A 26,455-nucleotide genomic window follows, 5' to 3' on the forward strand; every position below is an offset into this window, starting at 1 on the left:
TCCCCATCAAGCTGGATACTGCCATGGCAGGGAGCGGAATATGAAGCATTACGAAAAACCAAAGGGAAATCCCCAACAAACAAGGAGTAAGGACATGGCAAACAACCCTAATTATGATGCATGGGTGGAAATGGCAACCAAGCAGATGAAAGGCAAATCGCCTGACACCCTGACTTGGAAATCACCTGAAGGCATCGATGTAAAATGCCTCTACACTGCTGATGACATCGAAGGTCTTGATACCTTAAGCCAGTTCCCAGGAATGGCACCATACACCCGCGGCCCCATGGCTACCATGTATGCCGGTCGTCCGTGGACTATTCGCCAGTATGCAGGCTTTTCTACCGCAAAAGAATCAAATGCGTTCTACCGCCGCAATCTGGCCGCCGGACAGAAAGGCCTCTCCGTCGCCTTTGACCTTGCCACCCATCGCGGGTATGATTCAGACAACCCACGAGTTGCGGGTGACATCGGAAAAGCCGGTGTAGCGATCGACTCCATCGAGGACATGAAAATTCTCTTTGATGGTATTCCACTGGACAAAATGTCTGTCTCCATGACCATGAACGGAGCGGTTATTCCCATTCTCGGTATGTGGATCGCTGCCGCTGAAGAGTCCGGCGTAAAGCAGGAGCAACTCAACGGTACCATTCAAAATGATATTCTCAAAGAGTACCTGACCCGTAATACCTATATCTATCCGCCGGAGCCATCCATGCGGATTGTTTCCGACATTATGGCATTCTGTTCTCAGAATATGCCGCGCTACAACACCATCAGTATTAGTGGTTACCACATCATGGAAGCCGGTGCTGACTCTGTCCTGCAGACCGCCTTCACCCTGGCCGATGGTGTCGAGTACGTTCGTGCGGCTATCGCTTCCGGCATGGATATTGACACCTTTGCCCCGCGCCTCTCTTTCTTCTTCGGTATCGGCATGAACTTCTTCATGGATATCGCCATGCTGCGCGCGGCCCGCTTTCTGTGGCATCGGCTGATGCAGCAGTTCAATCCGAAGAATCCGAAGTCTGCCATGCTCCGTACCCATTGCCAGACCTCTGGTTGGAGTCTGACCGAGCAGGATCCGTACAACAACATTATCCGGACCACGCTGGAAGCAATGTCTGCCACCCTCGGCGGAACCCAGTCACTGCATACCAACTCCTATGATGAGGCTGTATGTCTGCCGACTGACTTCTCGGCCCGCATCGCCAGGAACACCCAGATTATTATTCAGGAAGAGACCCATACCTGCAAGGTTGCCGATCCGCTCGGAGGTTCCTACTACATCGAATATCTCACCAACCAGATTGTGGAGAAAGCTCAGGAAATCATTGATGAGATCGAAGACATCGGCGGTATGGCCAAAGCAATTGAATCCGGAATGCCGAAAATGCGCATCGAAGAATCTGCTGCCCGTCGTCAGGCGCGCATCGATCAGGGTTCCGATGTTATCGTTGGTGTGAACAAGTATCGTCTCGAAGATGAAAAACTTGACTTCGATATCCTCGAAGTACCTGACTCTGTCCGTCTGGAGCAGATAGATCGTCTCAAGGAAATCAAATCAACCCGTAATGAAGCCGAAACCCAGGCCTGCCTTGATGCAATCACCAAGGCTGCTGAAGGTAAAGGCAACTTGCTTGAAGCTGCAGTCGCTGCAGCCAAGGCCAGGGCAACTGTTGGAGAAATTTCTGACGCCATGGAAAAAGTATTTGGACGTTATGTCGCAACAACCCAGTGTGTTTCCGGGGCTTATTCTTCAGAGTACAGTGAAGCCGACACAACCAGTGCACAGGTCATTGAAGATTTCCGCAAACGCACCGAAAACTTCCTGGAAAAAACCGGCCGTCGTCCCCGTATCTTGGTTACCAAGATGGGTCAGGATGGTCATGACCGCGGGATCAAGGTTGTGGCCAGCTCGTTTGCTGACCTTGGTTTTGACGTGGACATCAGCCCGATGTTCCAGACTCCGGATGAGGCAGCAAAGATGGCTATCGAGAATGATGTCCACATTGTTGGTGCATCCAGTCTCGCAGCCGGTCACAAGACCCTTGTTCCAGAATTGATTGAAAAGCTGAAAGAACAGGGTGCAGGCGAGATCGGTGTGGTTGCCGGTGGTGTTATTCCGCCAAGCGACTATGATTACCTCTATGAGCACGGTTGTAAAGCCATCTTCGGTCCAGGTACCCCCATTACCACCTCTGCTGGTAAGGTCATGGATCTGCTCGAAGCGCAATACATCAGCTAATCAGTAATCCACGACTGATGCAATAGACGGGAGGAGATTCTCCTCCCGTCTATCCTCCCTCCAACAAATTCCCCTGAGAGTACCAATATGTACAAAGACCCAAGCTACTTTACGCAAGGTGTTCTCGACAATAACCGATTGATGCTTGCCAGGACTATCACCTTGATCGAGAGTACCTTGCAAACACACCAGGATATTGCCCGAACCGTCATTGGCGACCTGCTGCCCCATACAGGCAAGGCTGTCAGGCTGGGGATAACCGGGGTGCCAGGTGCCGGAAAAAGCACCTTTATTGAAAGTTTTGGCACCATGCTGACCCAGATGGGACATCGCGTTGCCGTTCTAGCCATTGATCCGAGCAGTACCCGCAGTGGTGGTTCCATCCTCGGTGATAAAACCCGAATGGAAAAATTGGCGGTAAACGATATGGCCTTTATCCGCCCCTCTCCCTCTGGCGGAAGCCTTGGAGGCGTAGCCCGTAAAACCAGAGAGACCATGCTCCTCTGTGAGGCCGCCGGTTTTGACGTAATTATTGTCGAAACCGTGGGCGTCGGTCAGTCGGAAACCACTGTTGCCTCCATGGTCGATTTCTTTTTGGTCTTACAGATTTCAGGAGCCGGAGACGAGCTGCAGGGCATTAAAAAAGGTGTACTCGAAGTTGCGGACGCTATTGTGGTCAACAAGGCTGATGGCGACAATATCACCCGGGCCAAGCTCGCCAAAAAGCAATATGAAACCGCCCTCCACCTGGTCACGCCTTCTTCGCCTAACTGGTCCCCACCGGTCATGACCTGCAGCGCCCTGGAGGAAACTGGTCTCGACAATGTCTGGGATACCATCAAAGAACACAAACGGGTCATGACAGCCTCGGGTGAATTAGCTGAAAAGCGAAAGAATCAGGCTATGTCCTGGATGTGGTTTCTCGTCAAAGAAGGGTTGGAGAGCTGGTTTTACAACAATGATGAGATCAAAAAAGTCCTGCCATCAGTAACCAGGGCGGTTGAGGCTGGACAGATGGCCCCAACGCGCGCAGCCGATGAGCTGGTGTCCATTCTCGGCTCTGACCTTTTATTTTAATGGGATAGCGCCTCGGTTTTTCCTCACAGTACCAACTGCTGGTGCGCCAGAGACCTTTTCGTTCCTGTTTGGTGCACCCCGGTTGGTCTCCCTCCTTTTATCGTTTTTCCATAGCTCTCGCTTTGTTCCTGTAGCTTCTCGGTCCTTTCTCCCTCGACAAAGTGGTCCGAAGCAGGTATGAGTCTGCAGGAAAACCAGTCAGTATCGGTAGGTGCACCTCACCTTCATGATCCCACCGGCTCATGATGCTGCCTCTACATTTCTTTCCCTAATCCATGCCCAACCCAGCCATGTTTTTTCATCGCCGTCCCTTTCTCTTTGCCTTTCTCTGCCTGCTGCTGGTCTCCATCCTTAGCAGCGGCTGGGTGCTCTATCAGCATATCTTGCAACTCCGCCATACCATCACGACCCGCTTTGACACCAACCGCTGGGCCATTCCTGCACGGGTATTTGCCCGTCCTTTGGACTTATATGCAGGAAAAGAAATTTCGCTGCAACAGGTGGTGGAAGAACTGCGTCTTGGAAGGTATCAGGAGCAGACGGAAAAGAAGCTGCGCCAAGGAGAATTCCAGCGGGTAGACAACAGGCTCTATCTGAAAACACGAGGATTTCATTTCATGGACGGGTGGGAGCCGAGTACGGACTGCACCCTCGATTTTAGCGGTGAGCGGCTCGAAGCGCTTTTTGATTCCACAGACGCCCGCCCGCTTGAATCCTGCAGGGTAGATCCAGTCACCATTGGCAGCTTTCTTCCGGAAACCGACGAAGACCGCATACTGCTCTCAAGAGAGGAAATACCTGACTTATTCATTGATGTACTTCTCACTGTCGAAGACCGCTCCTTTTACACTCACCATGGTCTTGACCCAAAAGGGATTTTCCGTGCACTGTATCGCAACCTACGGGCCGGGAAAACAGTAGCAGGCGGTTCAACCCTCACCCAGCAGCTAGTGAAGAATTTTTTCCTCTCTAATCAGCGAACCTTTCGAAGGAAATTCGATGAAGCCATCATGGCCCTTCTCCTTGAGGCCAACTATACCAAAGAGGAAATACTCACCGCCTATTGCAATGAAATTTTCCTCGGTCAGGAGGGGAACCGTGCAATACATGGGTTTGCCCTGGCTGCCAGGCACTACTATGGAAAAGAACTTACCCAGCTTTCTCTGGCCGAAACAGCCATGCTGGTCGGCATCATCAAAGGTCCATCCTACTACAACCCCTACAAATATCCTGAACGTGCCGAGCAGAGAAGAAATACCGTCCTGCATGCACTCCGCCAACAGGGAATTATCGAGGAACCACAGCTGCGCAGTGCTTCAGCTGAGCCGCTTAGAGTACATATGTCAACAGGGAACGCGGACCATTACTCCTATGCATCATGTATTGACCTGATCAAACGTCGCCTGCATGCTACCTATTCTCAAGAAGACCTCACCAGCCAGGGGCTGCTCATCTTTTCAACCCTTGATCCACGTATGCAAGCAACGGCTCACACCCAACTGCGCAACACGCTTGACCGCCTTGAAAGGGATGGTACCCGGTTGGAAGGGGCTACGGCCATCAGTCATCGGCATACCGGCGAAATCCTGGCACTCATCGGTGGGCGGAAGGACTCTTTAGGCGGATTCAACAGGGCACTTGACGCGAACCGTCCCATAGGGTCCTTGGTTAAACCGGCGGTATATCTCGCTGCACTCAACCAAGGATATGCTCTGGACTCAACCATTCTCGACGCAGCTATCGCAGTGACCGATCAAAGGGGGGCCGTCTGGCAACCAAAAAATTATGACCAACGGGAGCATGGCAAGGTCATGTTTTATCAGGCCCTAGCCCATTCACTGAATCTGGCTACAGTGCGGCTTGGTTTGCAGGTTGGTTTGCCAGTGGTAGCATCAACCCTTAATCGATTGGGAGTAGAGCGAGAAATTGAACCTTTTCCCAGTTTGCTCCTGGGTGCAATAGAGTTGAGCCCATATGAGGTACTACAAGTGTATCAGACAATTGCAGCTTCCGGCTTCTACACCCCTCTCCGTTCAATTCGTGGAGTACTCAATGCCCAAAAATCCATGATACAGCGAAATCCTCTCTCGGTTGAACAGCGTTTTTCTCCTCAGCACACATATTTACTTCAATTTGCACTCCAAGAGGCGGTTCGAACAGGAACTGCACGGAAATTGGGGTCCATGCTGCCGGACATATCAACTGCAGCTGGGAAAACAGGGACAACTAATGCAAATCGGGACTCCTGGTTTGCGGGTTTTACAGGCGAAATCACCGCTGTAACCTGGGTAGGCGCAGATGACAACACGCCCATGGGCTTGACCGGCGCAACCGGCGCCATGGTGGTCTGGGCAAACACTCTTCGCCATCTTTCCTTTGATCGGAGTCCAGCCACCATTCCACACACTATACGATGGCGTCGGGTCACTCCCCCTTCTTTGGACCAAGCTGGAGTAAATCAGAAACGTTCTACCTCCTTACCCTACATAGGGACTACATCGGTTGGAGGGGTGAACTCCAAGGATAAAGAATCCCCACGAGAAACGGAGAATCCTTTGCAAAAAGGGGTAGAATCTGTCCTGGATACGCTGTTTCGTTTATTTGATTAACATCTGCATTACAGGAGGTCTCTTGGCTGCATATCATCAGTCACCAGTCACAAAACATCTTGGCCTTGCTGCTCTATTCTGCTTGGCTCTCACCAGTTGCACCACCCCATATCCTTCTCTCAGGCAAAAAATACCGCCAGAGGCGCCCTCGACGGAAAAACACCCTAGTTATGGTACCCAATTAGTGGAGGCGGCTCAGGCAGCACAGCGCCAGGGTGAATATGGAAAAGCCACCACTTTGCTGGAAAGAGCCATCAAAAAAGACCCGTACAATGGATGGCTCTGGTATGAACTTGCAGGTCTGCAGTATGCAATGGGCAACTATGCACAGGCCCGGGAGTTATGCAAAAAATCCTTAAGTCTTGGGGGAAACGACTCATCCCTTCGCCAGGCTACAACCGTGCTCATGCAGCGTGCCGACGGCCACGCGCAGTAACCCTTCTGGGGAAGAAGCGTGAACAAAAAAAAAGGAAAGCCGCTGGAGCAGCTTTCCTTTTTTCCTTCGGTTGGTGCGAAGTTCTTTCAGAGAATACCGCCGAGTCGCTGCGGTCACCTCCGTTGTATCAGCCAGGATATTTGCCGGTGATATAATCCTTAAGGTACCTGTTCTCGACTTCTTTGTCTTTGATCAGGGCTTTAACAACGTCACCAATAGAAACAATACCCTTGAGATCGCATTTTTCCATAATGGGTATGTGCCTGACCCTATTCTCCGTCATGATGGCCTGGATATAGTCGACGCTGTCATCTTCTGAGGCAGCAATAATATCTTTGGTCATAACGCGGCTGACCTTTTGCAGGGCGCAGTTCTCATCTGTACACCCTTCCTGAATAGCCTTTAGAATATCATTAGGCGCTACGATACCCTGAATGACATCGTTATCATCTACTACGAGCAAGGACCCGATTTTTTCGGTGAAAAACTTGTCGCTCACAGCCATCAGGGTAGTGTCCTGATGAATGGTATGGACCTTGCTGCCCTTGGCTTTCAATATATCCTTTACTTTCATGGGAAGTATCTCCTTTTTGCTACTGTTCAGGCGCTGAAGAGCAATGCTTGATTGCCTTCCACGGGTTCCTAGTGGCGGTCTCCTAGATAATTACCGGATACAATCCTATAGCCAGTACACAACCGGCAAGGACAAATGTACCGACAGGGGCAAGCGTATTGGTTGCCGTATCTTCGAAGGTGTCTGTTGCTTCATGGAAGTACATGGTAATTATTAACCGCAGATAATACCACATAGAAAGTATACTACTGATAATTCCAAACACGGCTAGAGCAATCTGTCCAGCATCAATGGCGCTGGTAATGATGAACAGTTTGCCCATAAATCCGGCGGTCGGCGGTATACCTGCCATGGAAAGCAGAAAAAGGGATATAGCAGCGGCTGAAAAGGGGCGCACTTTTGCTAGTCCTTTAAAGTCGTCAAAGCTTTGCCGCTTCTCTCCTTCACCACCAAGGTAGGAGAGTGCAGCAAAAATTCCGAGGGTACCAACGGCATAGGCAGCGAGATAATAGGCAATAACATTACCTGAAAAATTATCAGCGCTGATCGCCACCAGGGCAATGAGTAAATATCCGGTATGGACAATACCCGAAGCAGCCAGCATTCGTTTAAGCGAATTTTGTCCAATGGCTATCAGGTTACCGACAAACATGGTCAACACTGAAAACCAGAAAAGATAATTAACCCAGCCAGCCCGAAGGAGCTCATCGGCTACGAGAAAGTTAGCAAACATTGCAAAAACAGCCGTTTTCAGTCCGGTGGCCATATATCCGGTGATCGGAACAGATGCGCCGTCATATACATCCGTGACCCAGGCATGAAAAGGAAAGGCAGCTACCTTAAATAATAAGGCAACCAAGACAAAGAAGGATCCGGCAACCAGCAGAGGGTTGGTAAAGAATCCGGTCTGGGACACGGTTTCACCAATAGCGGTAAAGTGAGTGGATTGGGCAGCTCCATAAATAAGGGCTGCTCCCATGGTAAAAAAAGCTCCGGCAAAGGCCCCGAGCATCAGGTATTTCATCACCGCTTCGGCTGCTGTCTGATTATTCCTGTCGTAGCCTACCAGCACATAAATGGCAAGAGACATTGTCTCCAGAGCAATAAAGACGGAGATAAGTTCCTGTACCATGGTTAACAGCAACATTCCGCAGGCCGAGAAAGCAATGAGACTGTAGAATTCAGCATTACAGAAGGTGTTTTGCTTAAAGTAGTTTAAGGCGCTGAGGGCGGTGAAAAAACCACACCCTAAAATAATGAGGCCAGCGACCTTGGTAAAATTACTAATAACAATGATGTTATTAAAGACTCCTTCATAAGGAGTGACCTGCCCTACTATGCAGTTGGAAAGCTGCACAAGAAAGGCAACACCAAAGATGCCCATACATCCGTATGCGACCTGCTCAAGCGTAAACTTTTGGTACGCAGCAACGAGCATGAGCGCGATGGCCCCACCCGTTACAAGAATGAGCGGTAGTAGTAACATAAAGTCGTTTGTCATGATTCGCCTAGCCTTATTTCTTCTGTTCTGCTGTATACCCAACCGGTTGGTGGGCGCCAGTACTGAGAGCTACCTGGGTAGAGTCTGCTGATGCCAGAGCAGCGAGATGCTGCTGGGCAGCAGGCTCAATTTTTTCCAGAAACGGCTGCGGATAGAGTCCCATTACCACGATGAGCACAATGACCGGCAGAAAGGTGAGCCCTTCGACCAACGTCAGGTCAGTAAAGCCCTCGGTTCGTTCGTTGGTTTTTTCAAAAAATACCCGTTGGAACATCCACAACATGTAACACACGCCGATTATGAGGGTGGAACCGGCCAAGACGCCGATAAATACGTTGAATTTTATTGCACCTAGAATGATGAGAAACTCACCGATAAATCCGGAAGTACCTGGCAAACCAACAGAGGCGAGCATAGCGATGGCAAAAAAGAAGGCGAAAATAGGCGCTTTATACGCGATGCCCCCAAGATCTGCTATCTGTCGAGTCTTCATTCGGTCTTCGATGATTCCGGCGAAGAGGAACAGGACACCGGTACTGGTGGCATGGGCAACGATTTGAAAAATGCTGCCGGTTAAAGCCTGTATGTTGAGACAGAAAACGCCAAGGGCAATGATACCCATATGGGAAGCAGAGGAAAACGCGAACATCCGCTTGAAATCCTTCTGGGCAATTGCGGTTATACCGCAGTACATCATGCCAATCACACCGGCATAGGCAAGGAGGAGTGCATAGCGGGCGAATTCACCGTCAAATACCGGCACAACAAAGCGGATAACAGCATATACCCCGATTTTGGCCATGATGGCGGAGAGCACAAAGGTGGTAGCTGTAGGTGCTTCGGTATATGCGTCCGGCAACCAAGTGTGGAATGGAAAAAGGGGAATTTTGATGGCGAAAGCAATCATAAAACCGAAGAAAGCCAGCACTGCTACCGGACCTGCCAGCTGCAGCTGCGCCATTTTCTCTATGGCGAAGTTCCACTCACCGAATTGGGTATGATACTGCACTCCTAAATAGAGGATGGAAGCCAGCATGAGCAGAGAACCAGCTATGGTATAGATGGTGATTTTCAAAGTTGCTGGAATTCGAGACTCACCGCCATACAGCCCCAGCATAAAGAAAATCGGCAACAGCATAATCTCCCAGAAGATATAGAACAGGACCATATCTGCGGCACACACAGCTCCGGCCATGGCGCCTTGAACAATGAGGAGATTGGCATAGTACCCTTTTTCTTTGGTGGTAAAGAGTAGGTAAACCATGGGCAACAGTACGGCCCCGGCAAGGAGTACAAACAGGCTGATGCCATCCAATCCGAGGTGATAGTTAACACCCCATGCGGGGATCCATGGTATACTCTCTACGAACTGCAGGGGCGCCTGGGCTTGAAAGGCAAAAAAGAGCTCAATTCCAAGGATAAGGCTTGCAAAGGAAATCACCAGTCCCGTGAGCCGCGCTACCCCTTTTCCTGCAGGCGAAACCAGCAGGATCAACCCTGCAATTATCGGCAGGAATATCATTACTGATAGAACGTGTTCAAACATTGTTGCACCTACCTAGTTCAGCGATTGTAACAGTAACAGACTCACCAGGCTCAGCCCGATGATCATGTAGATTGCGTACACTCTGACATACCCAGCCTGAAATATTTTGAAGGCTGTTCCTACAACCATGTACAGTTTAGAAACAAGCTTAACCGGACCATCTGTAACCGATGGTTCAAAGGTGGTACGGATAGCATCACCGATTTTCTTATAAGGCTGTACAAAGACAGCATTATAAAGTTCATCGACATAAAACTTGTTATAGGCAAATTTGGTAAATCCAGAGAACTGCGGTTCTTCGGCTCCAGCAGCAAATCGCTTGTAGGCGATGCGTATACCGATGACAAAGGCAACCACACTGGCGCCAATAGCGAGAATCTCGACAAAAATATTCACATGAGGATGATGCTCCACCAGGCTGGGAGCGAGCCAGTGCGATACCTGCTGGTGACCGCCGAAAATGGCAGGCAGGTTAAGAAAGCCAGCAAACAGCGCACCTACTGCTAAAAGAATCAGCGGAACAGTCATGACCTTGGGCGCCTCGTGGCAGTGATCGTAGGCTTCCTGGTTACGCGGCTGCCCATGGAACACAACAAAAATCATCCGAAAGGTGTAGTACGCAGTCATTCCTGCCACCAGCACGCCGACAGCCCAAATACCCACATGTCCTTTGGCAAGTGCAGAAAAAAGGATTTCATCCTTACTGAAAAAACCGGAAAACGGAGGACAGCCAGCCAATGCGAGCGCGCCAATCATCATAGTTATATAGGTGATAGGCATTTTCTTTTTCAGTCCGCCCATGCGCCAGATATTCTGCTCGTGATGCATGGCATAAATAACTGCACCAGCTCCGAGAAAAAGCAGGGCTTTGAAGAAGGCATGGGTAAATACATGGAATATCCCAGCAGAGTACGCGGCAATGCCGACACCAGCGAACATGTAGCCCAGCTGGCTGACGGTTGAGTAGGCAAGCACCTTTTTGATATCATCCTGAAACATACCGAAAATGGCGGCAAGGAGGGCGGTCAGGATACCGACCCAGGCAACAATGGCCCCCGCTACCTCCACGTGTGCGTAGAGAAAGCTGAAGCGTGCTACCATATAGACACCTGCGGTTACCATGGTGGCAGCATGGATCAGGGCAGACACAGGCGTAGGCCCGGCCATGGCATCAGGAAGCCAGACATACAGCGGAATCTGTGCGGATTTACCGGTGGCACCGACAAACAGCAGCAGACAAACCGCCAGAGCGATACCAGGTGTCAGGCTGTGAGCATTAGCTTTGAGTGAAAGATAATCAAATCCACCTGCACCGATTCCCCAGAAGAGAAATGCCATCCCAAGGACAAATCCAAGGTCACCGATTCGGTTGACGATGAAGGCCTTGTTTCCGGCGAGGACGTTGTCCGTATCCTCTGAGTAATAGCTAATCAACAGATAGGAACAGAGACCAACACCTTCCCAGCCGACGAACATAACAACCGGACCGTCACCAAGAACGAGTACCAGCATACTGCCGAGGAAAAGGTTAAGGTAGGCAAAAAACTTGGCATAGCTCTTGTCCCCTTCCATGTACCCAATGGAGTAGATATGGATCAATGAGCCAATGAGTGTGACAAAGACCAACATCAGCGAACTGAGAGGATCCGCGAGGAATCCCATTCCTATATCCAGATCGCCAACCTGAAACCAGGTAAACGCCTTGTGGGCTAGATATCTGCTTTCCTCTGGCATGGCTTTGAGCGTAAAGAAGACGCGCATGGCAAGCACGAAGGCAAGCAAAGGTCCCACGCAGGCAAGCAGGCCATAAAATTTTTCGTGAAGTGGTTTACGGTTACAGGTCCCGAGGTGGAGCAGACATATGACTGCTGCCCCTATCAGCGGGAGAAGTGGAATATATCCGAGAAATGAAGCGTTATGTTCCATGAAATCACCCTTTCAACAGGCTGAATACATTGGTATCCAACTGGCCTTTGTGCTTATGCAGAAGAATGACGACAGCGAGTGCAAGTGCTGCTTCAGCGGCCGCCACAGCCATTACCATCAGGGCAAGGACATGACCGTCCATACTCTCATGCAGGCGGGCAAAGGCAACGAATGCAAGATTAGCGGCATTCAGCATAAGTTCGATTGACATGAAGACGGTAAATACATTCCTACGGGATATGACACCGACTATTCCAATACAAAACAAGATGATACTAACGGTGAGATAACTTTGAATCATCAGTTGCTCCTCCTTTTTCCTGCAAGAACGACCGCACCGACCAGAGAAATAAGGAGCAGGATGGAAACAATTTCAAAGGGGAGTAACCATTCTCTGAAAAGAACAAGCCCTACCTCTTTCACCCCACCAAATCCCTCAACTGTAATCACAGCTTCGGCTCCGGGAATACCCTTGATTACCCTAGTCAGGAATATACCAATCGGAGCTACAATGATTATTCCGCCAACCAGGTATTTGAAGCGACCTTCTTCTACAGGCAGGTCTTCTACCTGAATATTCAGGAACATGATGATAAATATGATCAATGACATGATCGCCCCAGCATATACAATGAGCTGCAGAGCAAAAATTAGCTTTGCAGATAGCAAGGCATAGAGCCCAGCAAGTGAAATGAGCGTAACAACAAAACTCATTGCACTATTCATTGGATGCTTAAACAAAACCAGCCCTGCTGCTCCAGTTACAGCAAAAACTGTAAAAAGGATGAAAAGCCCATCGGCAAACATGATATCAAGCGCCCCCTTTCTTATACTCTTCTTCGCTGAATGCACCTTTAGTAGTGCGAAGCTGTTCTATATTCATCAACAAATCTTCACGACTACTAGCTGTAACCGAAAAAATACCTGTATCCATTCGAATGGCATCCATTGGGCACGCTTCAACGCAGTATCCGCAATAAATACATTCTATTAGATCTATATCAAACCTGACCGGCACCTTTTCGGTACGGTCGTCACTCCGTTCACCGGCCTCGATCATGATGCAATTTGCAGGACAGTTGGTCTGACACATAAAACAGGCAACACACTTTAACGTGCCATCCTCGTGGGTGGTCAGTCGATGACGTCCTCTCCAGCGAGGGGTGATCTCAGGTTTTACTTCGGGATAATGTCGTACAGCGAGCTTTGAATTATCAAGGAAGTTGGATATGAAGTGCCTGAATGTAGTGGCCATACCCTTAAAGACCTCTATGAGATAGATACGCTCCTGCCAACTCCCGCCTTTACGCACTATGGTTTTAACTTTAATGCTCATGGCTTCTCCCTTTAGCTCAACGCAACAACGATGGCGCTGGTTACAAAAATATTCAGAAGAGAGAGCGGCAAGAGTACATTCCATCCCAACTTCTGTAACTGGTCATAACGAAAACGTGGTAACGTCCAGCGCACCCACACATAGACAAACAACATAAAGGTGGTTTTAGCGAGAAAAGTACTGATCTGAAGCAGAGCGACAAGGATGTTGTCAGCTGTTCCGCCCGAGGCGAAAACGAGATACAGAAACAGGCAGGCCTCCAAGAGGATAACAGCGCCCCACAATATCTTGATATAGACATTGGCCTCTCTGACCCTGGGATCATTCTCGCGTTCATAATGGCTTACATTGTTTTTGCGAATCCAGGCTGCTATAAATTTGGCTGCAACAGGAGCGACGATCATCAACAGCAGCGTCACCGGCACGGCATATTTCAGAAGGGTTGCGGTATTAAACCAGGGGATCTGGTAGCCACCAAAATAGAGGGTGACAATGATCGCGCTGGAGGTAAACATGGCCACATATTCACCCATAAAAAAGATGGTGAATTTCAATCCGCTGTATTCAGTATGAAATCCGGCAACAATTTCACTCTCTCCCTCAGCCAGGTCGAAAGGTGTACGGTTGGCTTCAGCAAAGGCGGCTACAATAAAAATCACCACACCCAACGGTTGTAAAATCACCCCCCACATGGGAATGAATCCAAAAAGCAGCTGCCCCTGGAACCGGGCCATCTCGTTGAGACTGACCGTCCCGTAAACGACCAGCAGACTGATGATCGCTAGCGCCATGGGAATTTCATAGCTGATAACCTGGGCAGCAGAACGTAAACCACCTAACATCCCGTATTTGTTGTGCGAAGACCATCCGGCTATAATTATTCCGTACACAGCGAACCCGGCAATGGCAAGGAACCACAGAATCCCGATGTCCATGGGAATAGCCTGCATCAGGTACTCTTTATCCCCCAGCACAAGGGTGTCGGCAAAAGGTACGACAGCAAAAGAGATAATTGCGGCAACACAGACGATTACAGGCGCAAGTACAAAATAGAACTTGTGCTTGATATGCCCGGGTATGACATCTTCCTTGAAAAACAATTTGACAGCGTCCGCAAGGTTCTGAACAAGCCCACCAGCACGGAAACCAAGAATGTTAGCGCGGTTTGGTCCAGATCGATCCTGGATAAATGAAGCACCTCGCCGTTCCATCCACACAGAGACAGCTACAAAGCAGAGCGGTATGAATGCTCCGAAAGCTACTCGTATGATAATTAGAATAAAATCCTGCAGCGTCATTAGAGCCCTCGTTAACTGTTTAGTGCCAATCCCTGCTCAGGGATTTGTTCAGGTTCAACATCCTTGAGTGCGGTAACACTCGCCTGTAGTTCAGCCCAGGCATTGGAGTTATCAGTGATCTCTCCGCCTATCTTGCCGACGATAGTTACTATGTCATCAAGAGGTTCGTTTTTTACGACCGCCTTGTTGAACGTTTGCAATATATTGTCACAGTTGATGATGGAACCACTGTACTCAGAGAACGATGCAACAGGTACTGCTATTTCTGCCTTCTCTTGGAGCACGTTCTGATTGGCGGCAACCAGTGCAATCCGACAATTCCCAAGCAGCGTTTCCAGTGCCTCACCGTGTACGCTGGCTGAGAGATCATTGTTGAAAACTACCAGCAGATCGGCCTCTTTCATCGCGGCTTCAAAATGCTCTTTTGTTGCATCTATGCCGAGCAGCTGCATTCCTTGACGATTAGCAGATTTATCATCCTGAATGAGGTAGTCATCACCGTCACCATTCTTGATGTACCCGTCACTGAAACCACTGACAACCGCCCCTTTGGTCTCGCCTAAACGCTTGATCGCCACCATCTGCTCTAATGAACAGCTTGGCGAAAGCAGAAAAACCGGATGAGCAGCTGAAGCAATCGCATTTTTCAAGCCGTCAACGGCACTACTCACGGTAGCAGTACCGTTATTGACTTTTGCTTCAGTCATTCGATCTCCGTTTTCTTGCTTGTAAGTCATGCGCCCTTCGTCGCATATAAAGTACCCGTTGACGAGTTCGTTGAGTCGAGGGCGAAAACGGTAGATGACATCATCCTTATATTTTTCGCGATTATGGTCGATGAAGATATTGCAGCCTTTACTGCACCCGTGGCACACACCCTTATCCCTGCTGAGAAACCAGACCCGTTGTTTGAAACGGAAATCGCTACTGGTCATGGCTCCTACCGGACAAAGGTCAACCACGTTGAGCGCATAGCGGTTGTTGAGGGGACGGCCGGGGAAAATATTGACCCTGGCATCATCGGTCCTGTTGACAATGCCAAGCTCACCGGTCTTGGTCACCTGCCGGGTAAAACGAACACAGCGGGCACAAAGGATACATCGTTCCTGATCGTGGATTACACCACACCCGAAATCGAGTTTCTTCCCCTTCTGTACCTGCGGCACTCGCATACGGCTGTCCTGGCAATCGTACTCCTGGTAGTAATCCTGGAGCGCGCACTCACCGGCCTGATCACAGATAGGACAGTCTACAGGATGATTTATGAGCTCAAGCTCCATCACATCCTTTTGAATTTTTTTAATTTTTTCCGCATCAAGTTGAACCTTCATCCCCTCAGCTGCCGGCGTTTTGCAAGCAGGCACCAAAGGTGGCCTTCCGTCTTCGATTCCAACGAGGCACATCCGACAGTTACCGTCTGCACCGAGTGCAGGATGATAACATAGATGAGGAATTTCTATGCCGACGGCGCCAACAGCATCGATCAGGTTCTTCCCTGCTTCGACTTCGACTTCCTGTCCATTTACGAACAGTTTTACCATTTCTGCCATGGTTCTTACCTATCCCTATTGCATTGCTTTTGACAATGAAGCCCTATTTACTGCACATAAGCTTCAAATTCATGCCGGAACTTGTCTAAAAAGGCTCGCACAGGCATCGTACATGCTGCTGACAGCACACATACTGTTTTCATTTCGATATTGTCGCAGAGCTCCCTGAGCAGGTTGACATCATCGATTGTCCCCTCACCATTGATAATTTGCTTCACAATCTTTAACATCCAGCCAAGTCCCTCACGACAGGGCGTACATTGGCCACAGCTTTCATGGTGATAAAAGTCAATCAGATTCTTGACCAGCTTGACCACATCCACGTCCTCATCAAGGACGACAATACCACCAGAACCGAACATGGTTCCGTGCTCGGCCATGGATTCGTAGTCAAGGGTAACGGTTTCAACCTGGTCAGGCGTGAGCACAGGAGTGGAGCTTCCGCCGGGTATAACCCCTTTAAGCTTTTTCCCACCTTTCACACCGCCGGCAAGTTGTTCAATGACGTCTTTCAGCGGCACCCCAAGGGGCAGTTCGTACATTCCAGGCTTTTCAACCAAACCGGATATGCCAAAGAGGTGGGTCCCGGGACTCTTTTCGGTTCCGTACGCCTTATAGGCGTCAGCGCCCTGTGCAACTATATAAGGAACGGAGGCGATACTCTGCACGTTATTAATGATGGTTGGACAACCATACAGTCCTTCTACCGCTGGAAACGGCGGCTTACTCCGAGGTTGCCCTTTTTTCCCTTCAATGGATTCGAGCAGTGCGGTTTCCTCGCCGCACACATAGGCTCCAGCGCCGCGATGAACAGTGACGTCTACCCTATAATCGTTACCAGCGGCCTTTTCACCGAGATAGCCGGCAGCATATGCTTCATCAATGGCGGCCTGAAGAATTTTCACCTGGGTGGTGTACTCGCCGCGGATATAGATGTAGGCATCGTGACTGCCAATGGCGTAGCAGCTGATAATAATCCCTTCAATCAGCAGGTGCGGGTCGCGCACAAGGATGTAGCGATCCTTAAAGGTTGCGGGTTCCGACTCATCGGAGTTAACAGCAAGGTAAACTGGCTTATCATTGTCCTTGGGCAAAAACGTCCATTTCAGCCCTGTAGGGAACCCTGCACCGCCACGACCGCGCAGCCCTGAGTTCTTTACCTCCTCAGTAACCTGCCCCGGCTCCATGCTGAAAGCTTTTTCAACCACGGAGTAAGCTCCGTGCTTAAGTGCCACCTCAAGTTTATTGCAGTCTTCGATATCAAATCGTGCACTGAGTAATTTTACTTCCATCGGTGTTCCCTCCTATTTCAGCGTGGCCAAAAGTGCTTTCATTTTTTCCACGTCCATATTCTCGTGGAACTCACCGTTGACCTGCACCACCGGAGCGGTCCCGCAATGGCCAAGACATTCAACCTCTTCCAGACTGAACTTACCATCTTTGGTTATTTCCCCAGGTTTGAGTCCTAATTCCTGTTCAAGATAGTCTACGATCTGTTGTTTTCCGAGAAGATAGCAGGAAAGCGTACGGCAAACGCATATGTGATATGTACCCATGGGATGAAGGTGGTACATCGTATAAAACGTTGCCACCTCAAACACCTTACTGGCATAGGTACCTATTCTGTCGGCAATGTAGCCGATTGCTTCAGCGCTGATCCAGCCTTCCTGTTCCTGGGCAAGCCACAGGGCGGGAAGAATCATGGATTCACGAGTCGGATAGCGCTTGACGAGTCTCTCGAATTCTGCATCTCGTTCTGCGTCAAACTGAAATGGCGTTCCAGTTTCAATTAGTTGTGATCTATCGCTCATCTGTCCAACTCTCCACCGATAATATTGATGCTACTCAGATTGATAACTGCGTCGGCAACCATTTCACCTTCAACCATTTCATGGAATCCCCCCATGGTGTAGAAACATGGTGGCCGAACCTTGCACTTATACGGTTTGCCTGAGCCGTCAGATACAAAATGAAAGCCTAATTCGCCGTTGGCGGCCTCAAAAGAGTCATACCACTCACCAGGAGGCGTCTTTACGCCTTCAAATATGAGTTTGAAATGCCCGGCAAGACCTTCAATGTTGTCATACACCTTGTCCTTTGGTGGCAGCGACACTTTATTGTTGTGCACATTCACAGGACCACCGGGGATCATTTTCATCGCTTGGCGAACGATGGAGATACTCTGAAATATCTCCTCAAACCTCACCATGATCCGATCGTAAATATCGCCGTTGGTGCCTACAGGGATAGAGAAGTCAAAGGCCTCATAGTTGTAGTAAGGGCTGTCTTTACGGAGATCGAAAGGTACCCCGGAAGCCCGCAGGTTGGGACCGGTAAAACCGTAGGAAAGCGCCAGTTCAGGGGAAAGGGAGCAGACGTCCTGGGAACGTTCGTGCACGATACGGTTTTTCGCCACCAGGGCCAGGGAATCAGCTACACCTTTTTCAATGCCTTTGAGGTGGTTTTCCATATCAGCTTCCCACCCCTCATAGAAGTCCCGATACATACCTCCTATTCGAGTGAAGGAACTGGTCAGGCGAGCACCGCACAGTCTGCTGATAAAATCATAGGCTGCTTCCTTCTCATTGTACAGGTACCAGTAGTTGGTCAGCCCCCCCATATCGACGAACAGCGCGGCGAGGCAGACGAGATGGTCAAGCGCCCTGTAGAATTCCGAGAGTATCACCCGCATGAACTGAGCTCTCTCCGTAATCTCTATGTCCAGCCAAGACTCAACTGCTTTTGCAAAGGCGACATTGTTCATCAGGGATGAACAATAATTGAGCCTATCAGTCAAAGGGATGATCTGGTTATAGGTCCTGTCTTCAGCTGTCTTTTCAAAGCCACGATGAAGATAGCCGATTTCATTGACATTGGCGACGATGCTTTCGCCGTCAAGAGCGGTAAGAATTCGAATCGCACCATGGGTGGCGGGATGGGAAGGACCAATGTTCAAGAACATGATTTCCGTGTTGATGTCCTTCATGGTCTGCGCATCAACACCTTTGACTGCTAATCGTGCCTTAATTTCTTTTTCCAGGCTATCGGAGTCGTAACAGATCTGACGATCGTCAATCCGATAGTCTTTTCGTAATGGATGCCCTTCAAACTGCCAGTGGTTGAGTATTCGCCGAAGGTCAGGGTGCCCTTGGAAGTTAATCCCATACTGATCATAGGTTTCCCGTTCACCCCAGTTTGCCGAATCCCACAGATGGCAGGCGGTAGGCACCCCAACTTCGGGGTCCGCTACCGGAGTCCGAACCTGAACCAGCAGGTTCTTTTCCCAGTTTCGGAGAGTATAGACCACACAAAACCGAGTTTCGGTTTGCTGCGGATAATCTAAATAGTCGATTGCAGTGACATCTAGCAGCAGACCAAAATCCAGGTTCGGATCTTTCCTCAACTTCGCAAGTGTCTGTTCTAGCTCCTCTGGTTGAACCGTGAGGACTACCGAATCCACGCTCGTTTCACAGGGAACCTCCGGGAAGGCGCCCTGAATGAGTTCCAGTGCCGTCGTATTCATATCAGTCGAGAATCCCTTTGAAATCTTTATGGCGATCATCCAATACGCTTTCACCTTTGATGTGGTCCTGGATCTTCATGAGAGCATCAAGAACCGCTTCTGGTCTAGGTGGGCATCCGGAAATGTACACATCGACGGGGATAATCTCGTCAATTCCCTGCACTGTACAGTAATTATCATAGATACCGCCGGAACTGGCACATGCGCCCATTGCTACTACCCATTTGGGCTCAGGCATCTGTTCGTAAATCCTCTTAAGGATTGGAGCCTGCTTGTAACTGATAGTCCCGCAGACAAGCATCAGGTCAGCCTGTCGAGGCGAGAATCGTACAACTTCTGCACCCCATCGTGAAATATCGAGCTGACTGGCTGCAGCACTCATGAACTCAATAGCGCAACAGGCAGTACCAAATACCATAGGCCAAAGTGAATACTGTCGGCCCCAGTTGACAACGACATCAAGTTTTGTTGTCAATACCGAATCGCCCAGTTTTGCTTCTAATCCTAACGCCAATTGAGCACCCCTTTCTTTAAGATGTAAATAAGCCCTGTAAGGAGCAGCACCATAAAGACCAACATTTCCGTGAAACCAAACCAGCCCAGTTCACGAACACTGACGGCCCATGGGTACATAAACACTGCTTCAATGTCGAACAGGAGAAAAAGAATTGCGAGCAGATAGAACTTGACACTGAACTTCTGTTCAGCAAGTCCAATCATTCGCTTGATACCGCTTTCATACGGATCGTCTTTTATCTCGCTTTTCACTCGTGGCCCCAGCACCGTGGCTGCGACCATGAACAACGGGATAAATACGGCAATCCCTATGAGAGCAATTGCCGAGAGAACCAGTTCAGTTGTCATCGCTTCAACCTCTCAACTCTGATTGAATAATTTCGAGCTGCTTGAACATAACCAGCTTCAATTGTTGGACTAAAATAGAAAAAAAATGAACCGCTATTCATTAACTAGAGACGCTCCTTCTGTCAAGAAAAAACAATTAATTCATAAAAATGGGACTTGACACTCCCTCACGAGTGACTAACCAGTTATGCAAGTTGTGCAAACCATGATCACCCTGCCAAGGAATTCCTGCCAGCATTTTGCAGCCTTTTTTGCCCAAGTGCGCGAGCACTGCCCTTTCCTGTAGCCGCTGATGGCCTCATAACTTAAAGCACATTTTGCACACAATCATTCTTCCGTCTCAAGGGTTGCTCGTTTCCCTTATCTTCCGCCTTCTCCATTCCCCTCAACATCAACTCTACGCAGAAGAGACACACCACATCCCGGCCTGCTCCACGATTTTTCCATTCGCACCTGAAAGGGCATGGACGTATTGATCACAAAATGGTAGTAAACAACCAGTCGCCTGCAATACCAACTGCCTGCCTTTTGCGACAGATACTGATTTACAACTCTCAATACGAGCCTCTAGCAGACCATGAGCAAATATCCTCCCGGCAAGCCAGTACCGCCCAAATGGCTAACTCATTTTGATACCCACCTTATAGGTGAAGGCACCCACGAAAAGGTGTATGAAAAACTTGGCGCCCATCTGATTGATGCCGATGGAGAGCGCGGGGTCGTGTTTGCCGTGTGGGCCCCCAATGCGCACAGGGTAGCGGTCATTGGGGATTTCAACAACTGGGATACGACTGCACACGTTATGCGCTCTTCAGATTCCGGGATCTGGAGTATCTTTATCAGCGGCCTTGGAGAGCATACCGTCTACAAATACCATATCACCACCCAGGACCATCAGGGGTTTGACAAAGCCGACCCGTACGGCTTTGCCATGGAGGAAAGACCGCGGACCGGATCAGTTGTAGCCGACCTCGATGCCTACCAGTGGCAAGATCAACAATGGATGGCAGGGCGCCAGGAGCGGCAGGACCTTGCCAGCCCCATATCCATTTACGAAGTCCAGCTCGGCTCATGGCGAAAGCCCTCTGACCCCACCTACGGCGCCCGTTTTCTTACCTACAGGGAACTGGCAGACACCCTTGTACCCTATGTGCAGGAGTTGGGTTTCACCCACATTGAAATCCTGCCGGTGGCCGAATACCCATACGATGGGTCATGGGGATACCAGGTGCTCGGGTTCTTTGCCCCCACGTCCAGGTTCGGGACCCCAACCGATTTCATGTACCTCATCGACCAGTGCCACCAAGCCGGTATTGGCGTCATACTTGACTGGGTGCCCGCCCACTTCCCCAAGGACGGGTCAGGGCTTAATTTTTTTGACGGCACCCATCTCTACTCGCACAAGCATCCATTTCAGGGAGAACATCAGGACTGGGGAACCTTGATCTTTAATTTCGGACGCAACGAAGTCCGCTCTTTCCTCATCTCCAATGCCCTTTTCTGGCTTGATAAATATCACATCGACGGCCTTCGGGTCGATGCTGTTGCCTCCATGCTCTACCTCGACTATTCCCGCGAGGATGGACAGTGGATCCCCAACGAATTCGGCGGGCGGGAAAACCTGGAAGCCATCCACTTTCTTAAAAAGACCAATGAAGTCGTTCACGGTGTGTATCCCGGGGTATTGACCATAGCCGAGGAGTCCACCTCCTGGCCGATGGTCTCTCGTCCGACGTATCTCGGCGGACTTGGCTTCAGTCTCAAATGGAATATGGGGTGGATGCACGACACCCTCAAATACATGCAGACCGATCCCCTATACAGGAAATACCATCACAACCGCATGACCTTTGGTATGCTGTATGCCTTCCATGAAAACTTTGTCCTCCCGCTCAGCCACGATGAGGTCGTGCATGGCAAGCGTTCCCTGTTGAACAAGATGCCCGGTGATGAGTGGCAGCAGTTTGCCAACCTTCGGGCCTATCTCGCTTTCATGTGGGGATACCCTGGAAAAAAATTGCTATTTATGGGAAGTGAATTCGGTCAACGCCAGGAATGGAACTACGATTCCGGCCTGGAGTGGGACGCCTTGGAGTCCCTACAGCATGCCGGTGTGCAGCGATTGACTCGAGATCTTAATCTTGTTTACCAGCATCAGCCTTCCCTATACGAACAGGAATTTGACTGGACCGGGTTTTCATGGATTGATGCCAACGATTCCGACAATTCGGTGCTCTCTTTTATCCGTTATGCAAAAAATCCTGATGACTTTCTGATTATTATCTGTAATTTTACTCCTGTTGTTCGTTCGCAATACAGAATTGGAGTACCGAAACCGGGGTGCTATGCGGAACTCATTAATTCTGATCTTGAAATCTACGGCGGCAGTGGTGTGGCCAACGCTCAGGAAATCTATGCGGCTCCTGAACCCTCCCACGGCCAGGCACACACCCTAACCCTTACCCTTCCGCCGCTGACCACATTACTACTGAAGCTACATTAATCGCTCTCCTGAGGAAACAGACACAAACCCAAACTGAAAAGGCTTATGAAAACACGTACGATTCTCCTGACAGTGGTTGGTATTGTTGTTTACATTTTCATCGCCAGGTACCACGGTGAACTGAAAAAAAACAATCCCCTCCCCAGTGAAACCGCTCCCGTAGCCGTGGCACACGATGCACCTGCTGCGCCGGCTGAACCAGATGCCCTCCATTCTGAAACGCATGAAGAGCATGCTGTAGAAAAGGCAGCGGCAGAACATCCCCCCGAGGTTGCCACTGAACATTCTCCAGAAGTTGCTGAGCCGCCAGCGGCAGAGCCCTCTACGGCAGTATCCCAACAACCCACGCCGGAAGATGCAACACCTGCTGAGCCAGCTGCCCCCTCCCCGGCTCAACCGGATATGGCCGTTGTTGACAGCCAGGAACAACTCAGCGATGAACTGGCTCAAAAAGAAAAACAGATCCTCCAGCTCCTGGAGGCTCAGGAAATTGTAGCAAAAAAATATCAACAACTCCTGCGTCAGCGGGAACAGGATCAAGCTATTATTCGCGCCCTGCAAAAGGGGAAACAGCATGTAGAACAGCAACTTGAGCAGCGTCAACATGCTGAAGAGGCGCTGCAGACAACCCAAGTTGCCTTGCAGGAAGCGGAAAAAGCCGTGGTTACCGCCAACGACCGAATCCGTGGACTCGCAGAGAAAAACAGCGACCTCAGCAAAGAGTACACTGCTGCCAAAGCTGCTGTTCAGCAACTCAAGGCAGCTCTTGTTGACGCTGAGCTGACCAACAGCAAAGCAGAAAAAATAGTAGAGGATAATCAGAACCAACTGAGCAAGCTTCAGGACCAGGTGGAAGCGCAAACCGGAGAAATTGGTCGGCTTAAGGCAAAATTAAGCGATGCGACTTCCCAGCTTGCCATCACCAAAAACAACCTGAAAAAGGCCGACCTCAAAGCTGAGGCGATGTTTCGCTTCGGTCAGGAAAAAGAAAAAGCCCTGCTTCCCTATGAAGAGGAAATTGCCCGCCTGCAGAACCTGATTCTCGACAAAGAAACAGCTCTGTCCGCTGCTGTGGGAGAGGGTGAATCCCTCCATAAAGCAATGAGTTCCGCGTCCGAAGAGATCGAGACGCTCCAGGCCAAAATCAGCGAACAGGCGGAGCAGTTCACCCTGCTCCAGGAAGCTGCCACCTCTACCCAGGCTGCTCTGGAATCTGTGCAAGCCGATCTCGCCGGCAAGGAAGAAGAGCTGGCCACAGCGCTTGAATTGCTGGAAGAGACCGAGGCCAAAAGGGTAGCGACAAGTGACCAGTTCAACGCATTGACCGAATCCCATGCCGCTGCAACCCAGGAACTTGAAGCCCTCTCCACAGCTCAGCAGACCGCCCTGCAAAAAATTATCGATCTTGAAGCTGCACTGGCAGAAAACCAGGCATCATCCAGCGCTCTCCAGGCCAAACTCGATAATCTTACCGAGACAGTGCAACCTTTGCAGGAACAACTGACAGAAAAAGACACTACCATCGAGCAACTCAACAGCCAGTTGCAGGAAATGGTGGAAAAGCATACTGCACTGAAGGAAGAAAACCTCACCCTGGCAGGAAAGATCGATGCAATGATCGCTGACCAGGAGGCGGTTGAGGGACTCAGGCAGGAACTTGAGCAGGCCACCACCGCTCTGGCGGCCCTTGAAGCAGAAAAAGAGGCCTTTGCCGCCGCTCAACCCCAGATAGAAGAACTGCAGTTGCAAGTACAGACCCTGGAAGCATCCCTGGCTGACAAGGAGACTGCAGCGGCTGAAACAGCAGCCCTTGTGGAAACATTGATGCCGTTGCAGGAACAATTGGTCCCTCTCCAGGAGCAGGTACAGACCTTAGAAGCGGCTGTAGCGGCTAATGAAAACGTGATAGCCGAGAAAGAAGCGGCTCTGGCAGAGTCAATGGCTAAAATGGAGGAGCTTGCTGCTGTACAGACGCAGCTGGAGGAAAGCGGACAGAAAAATAGCGAGCTCAACGCCGCCCTTGAAGAACAGAGCGGGCAGCTGGCTGCAGTCAAAGAAGAACTGACCGTTATTCAGGAACAAAACACCGCCTTGACAGAACAGCTTGCCGCGGCACAGGCCGCTGTTGAAGAACAGAGCGGACAGGTGACAACAGTTAAAGAAGAACTGACCGTTGTTCAGGAGCAAAACGCTGCCCTGACAGAACAGCTTGCCGCAGCACAGGCCGCTGTTGAAGAGATTCCGGCACTCAAACAGGCCATTGAAGAAAAAGAGGCCGCGGTCGCTGCTGCCGAACTTCAGCTGCAGGAACTGCAAGCCGTGGACCAGGAAGTTAATCAGCTCAAATCCAACCTGGAAGAGGCGGTCAGTGCTAAAACCGCACTGTTGCAGCAAGTAGATGGCCTTGGCGCTCGCATCCAGGACATGAACACCGCGCTCAGTGAAAGCAACGCCAGCGTCAGCACGCTTGACGAACAACTTGCAGCTACCCAGGCGGAGGTTGCATCCCTTACCACAGCCCTGGAAGAGAAAAAGAGCGAAACCGCCGAGCTTGCAGCGGCACAGGCCGAGAAGCAGGAACAGCTCCAACGTCTTGAGCAGCAGGTTACCCAATTAAACGAGCAGCTCGCCGTCTCAGAGGCAGACAAAGAGGCATTGCTGGCCGCTGAGCAGGATATCAGCGCGCTGCAGGAACAAAAGAATGAACTGGAGGCACAGCTGAACGGTGCGCAGGAAGCAACCGCAACACTTGAAAACCAGGTTGCGACCCTCCAGGCCGAACTTGAAGCCATGAAAGCTCAGCAGCTGCAACTGCAGCTGCAAACCGCTGATAGTGACAATGACGGTGTTAACGATGCCGAAGATAAATGCCCTGAGACTGCCGCAGGGGTAAACGTCGATGCCACCGGCTGCGAACCAGATACCGATGGCGATGGTCTGGTGGACAGCCTGGATCTTTGCAACGATTCCACTCCTGACAGTACTGTTAACGCCCTCGGATGCGCTGCAGAAGAAAACATTATTCTCAGCGGGGTAACCTTCACCATCGGTACCGCTGACCTTACTCCAGAGGCCAGAGAAAGCCTGGACTCAGTGGTGGCAGCGCTGCTCAAAGCACCTGGCATTAGGCTGGAAGTAGCCGGCTACACAGATTCCATAGGCGACGCTGAACGGAACCTGCAGGTATCTACCCAGCGGGCCGAGTCAGTCGTGGCCTATCTGGTGGAACAAGGTGTCGACGCCGAAAGGCTGGTGGCCAAGGGGTACGGCATGGCCGACCCGATTGCTGATAATGCCACCCGTGCCGGCCGGGCCAAAAACCGACGGGTTGAGCTACATCAGTTGGCCGAATAACATCACCAACGTTTTGCTTTACAACCAAGGCCCGCTGCACCTCCTGGTGCAGCGGGCCTTTCTCTTTTTCTCCTGCCTTTTACCCCTCGCAAAAATATCCCGCCGAGGAT

The 26,455-nt window shown here is 50.3% G+C and carries 20 protein-coding genes; 6 read left to right on the plus strand and 14 right to left on the minus strand.

Annotated features, from left to right (window positions below):
* Positions 1-94 precede the first annotated feature (94 nt).
* From scpA to ACZ52Z_RS05660, 4 genes are all read left to right on the plus strand, one after another.
* Positions 95-2,248, plus strand: a complete 2,154-nt coding sequence (gene scpA, locus ACZ52Z_RS05645; RefSeq protein WP_464269778.1) for a methylmalonyl-CoA mutase — start codon at positions 95-97, stop codon at positions 2,246-2,248.
* Between the two features lie 87 nt (positions 2,249-2,335).
* Entirely contained in the window at positions 2,336-3,325 is a 990-nt protein-coding gene (gene meaB, locus ACZ52Z_RS05650) for a methylmalonyl Co-A mutase-associated GTPase MeaB (RefSeq protein ID WP_464269779.1), read from the plus strand.
* A 290-nt stretch (positions 3,326-3,615) separates the two neighbouring features.
* The gene (gene mrcB / locus ACZ52Z_RS05655; protein WP_464269780.1) at positions 3,616-5,934 is read left to right on the plus strand and encodes a penicillin-binding protein 1B; all 2,319 of its coding nucleotides are present in this window, start codon (positions 3,616-3,618) and stop codon (positions 5,932-5,934) included.
* Between the two features lie 22 nt (positions 5,935-5,956).
* A complete protein-coding gene (locus ACZ52Z_RS05660; RefSeq protein WP_464269781.1) occupies positions 5,957-6,370 on the plus strand; it encodes a tetratricopeptide repeat protein in 414 nt (137 codons plus the stop codon).
* A 127-nt stretch (positions 6,371-6,497) separates the two neighbouring features.
* Here the strand turns inward: ACZ52Z_RS05660 and ACZ52Z_RS05665 are convergent, their stop codons facing one another.
* The 14 genes from ACZ52Z_RS05665 to ACZ52Z_RS05730 all read right to left on the minus strand — a co-directional run bounded on the left by ACZ52Z_RS05665 (position 6,498) and on the right by ACZ52Z_RS05730 (position 20,488).
* Complete coding sequence (locus ACZ52Z_RS05665) at positions 6,498-6,944, minus strand: CBS domain-containing protein (RefSeq protein ID WP_464269782.1); 447 nt, start codon at positions 6,942-6,944, stop codon at positions 6,498-6,500.
* An 82-nt stretch (positions 6,945-7,026) separates the two neighbouring features.
* Entirely contained in the window at positions 7,027-8,445 is a 1,419-nt protein-coding gene (locus ACZ52Z_RS05670; RefSeq protein ID WP_464269783.1) for an NADH-quinone oxidoreductase subunit N, read from the minus strand.
* Between the two features lie 13 nt (positions 8,446-8,458).
* A complete protein-coding gene (locus ACZ52Z_RS05675) occupies positions 8,459-9,991 on the minus strand; it encodes a complex I subunit 4 family protein (protein WP_464269784.1) in 1,533 nt (510 codons plus the stop codon).
* A 12-nt stretch (positions 9,992-10,003) separates the two neighbouring features.
* Entirely contained in the window at positions 10,004-11,917 is a 1,914-nt protein-coding gene (nuoL, locus tag ACZ52Z_RS05680) for an NADH-quinone oxidoreductase subunit L (RefSeq protein ID WP_464269785.1), read from the minus strand.
* 4 nt (positions 11,918-11,921) lie between these two features.
* The gene (nuoK, locus tag ACZ52Z_RS05685) at positions 11,922-12,218 is read right to left on the minus strand and encodes an NADH-quinone oxidoreductase subunit NuoK (protein WP_464269786.1); all 297 of its coding nucleotides are present in this window, start codon (positions 12,216-12,218) and stop codon (positions 11,922-11,924) included.
* Positions 12,218-12,724, minus strand: coding sequence for an NADH-quinone oxidoreductase subunit J family protein (locus ACZ52Z_RS05690; protein ID WP_464269787.1), 507 nt, complete (start codon positions 12,722-12,724; stop codon positions 12,218-12,220). The genes nuoK and ACZ52Z_RS05690 overlap by 1 nt, the downstream gene beginning before the upstream one ends.
* A 4-nt stretch (positions 12,725-12,728) precedes the next feature.
* Entirely contained in the window at positions 12,729-13,253 is a 525-nt protein-coding gene (locus ACZ52Z_RS05695; protein ID WP_464269788.1) for a NuoI/complex I 23 kDa subunit family protein, read from the minus strand.
* An 11-nt stretch (positions 13,254-13,264) separates the two neighbouring features.
* Entirely contained in the window at positions 13,265-14,551 is a 1,287-nt protein-coding gene (locus ACZ52Z_RS05700) for a complex I subunit 1/NuoH family protein (RefSeq protein WP_464269789.1), read from the minus strand.
* Between the two features lie 11 nt (positions 14,552-14,562).
* Complete coding sequence (locus ACZ52Z_RS05705) at positions 14,563-16,101, minus strand: NADH-quinone oxidoreductase subunit G (protein ID WP_464269790.1); 1,539 nt, start codon at positions 16,099-16,101, stop codon at positions 14,563-14,565.
* Positions 16,102-16,148: 47 nt separating this feature from the next.
* Complete coding sequence (gene nuoF, locus ACZ52Z_RS05710; RefSeq protein ID WP_464269791.1) at positions 16,149-17,393, minus strand: NADH-quinone oxidoreductase subunit NuoF; 1,245 nt, start codon at positions 17,391-17,393, stop codon at positions 16,149-16,151.
* A gap of 12 nt (positions 17,394-17,405) precedes the next feature.
* On the minus strand, positions 17,406-17,912 hold the full coding sequence (locus ACZ52Z_RS05715) for an NADH-quinone oxidoreductase subunit NuoE family protein (protein WP_464269792.1): 507 nt from the start codon (positions 17,910-17,912) through the stop codon (positions 17,406-17,408).
* Positions 17,909-19,624, minus strand: a complete 1,716-nt coding sequence (locus ACZ52Z_RS05720) for an NADH-quinone oxidoreductase subunit D (protein WP_464269793.1) — start codon at positions 19,622-19,624, stop codon at positions 17,909-17,911. The genes ACZ52Z_RS05715 and ACZ52Z_RS05720 overlap by 4 nt, the downstream gene beginning before the upstream one ends.
* A gap of 1 nt (position 19,625) precedes the next feature.
* Positions 19,626-20,138, minus strand: coding sequence for an NADH-quinone oxidoreductase subunit B (locus ACZ52Z_RS05725; protein ID WP_464269794.1), 513 nt, complete (start codon positions 20,136-20,138; stop codon positions 19,626-19,628).
* Complete coding sequence (locus ACZ52Z_RS05730; RefSeq protein WP_464269795.1) at positions 20,129-20,488, minus strand: NADH-quinone oxidoreductase subunit A; 360 nt, start codon at positions 20,486-20,488, stop codon at positions 20,129-20,131. Before ACZ52Z_RS05730 ends, ACZ52Z_RS05725 begins: the two co-directional genes overlap by 10 nt.
* Positions 20,489-21,065: 577 nt before the next feature.
* Here ACZ52Z_RS05730 and glgB point away from each other — a divergent pair.
* Positions 21,066-22,991: a 1,4-alpha-glucan branching protein GlgB gene (gene glgB / locus ACZ52Z_RS05735; RefSeq protein ID WP_464269796.1), complete on the plus strand. Its 1,926-nt coding sequence runs from the start codon at positions 21,066-21,068 to the stop codon at positions 22,989-22,991.
* 45 nt (positions 22,992-23,036) lie between these two features.
* Positions 23,037-26,345, plus strand: a complete 3,309-nt coding sequence (locus ACZ52Z_RS05740) for an OmpA family protein (RefSeq protein WP_464269797.1) — start codon at positions 23,037-23,039, stop codon at positions 26,343-26,345.
* The last annotated feature ends 110 nt before the right edge of the window (positions 26,346-26,455 follow it).

It is taken from the genome of Desulfogranum aggregans, assembly GCF_055398265.1.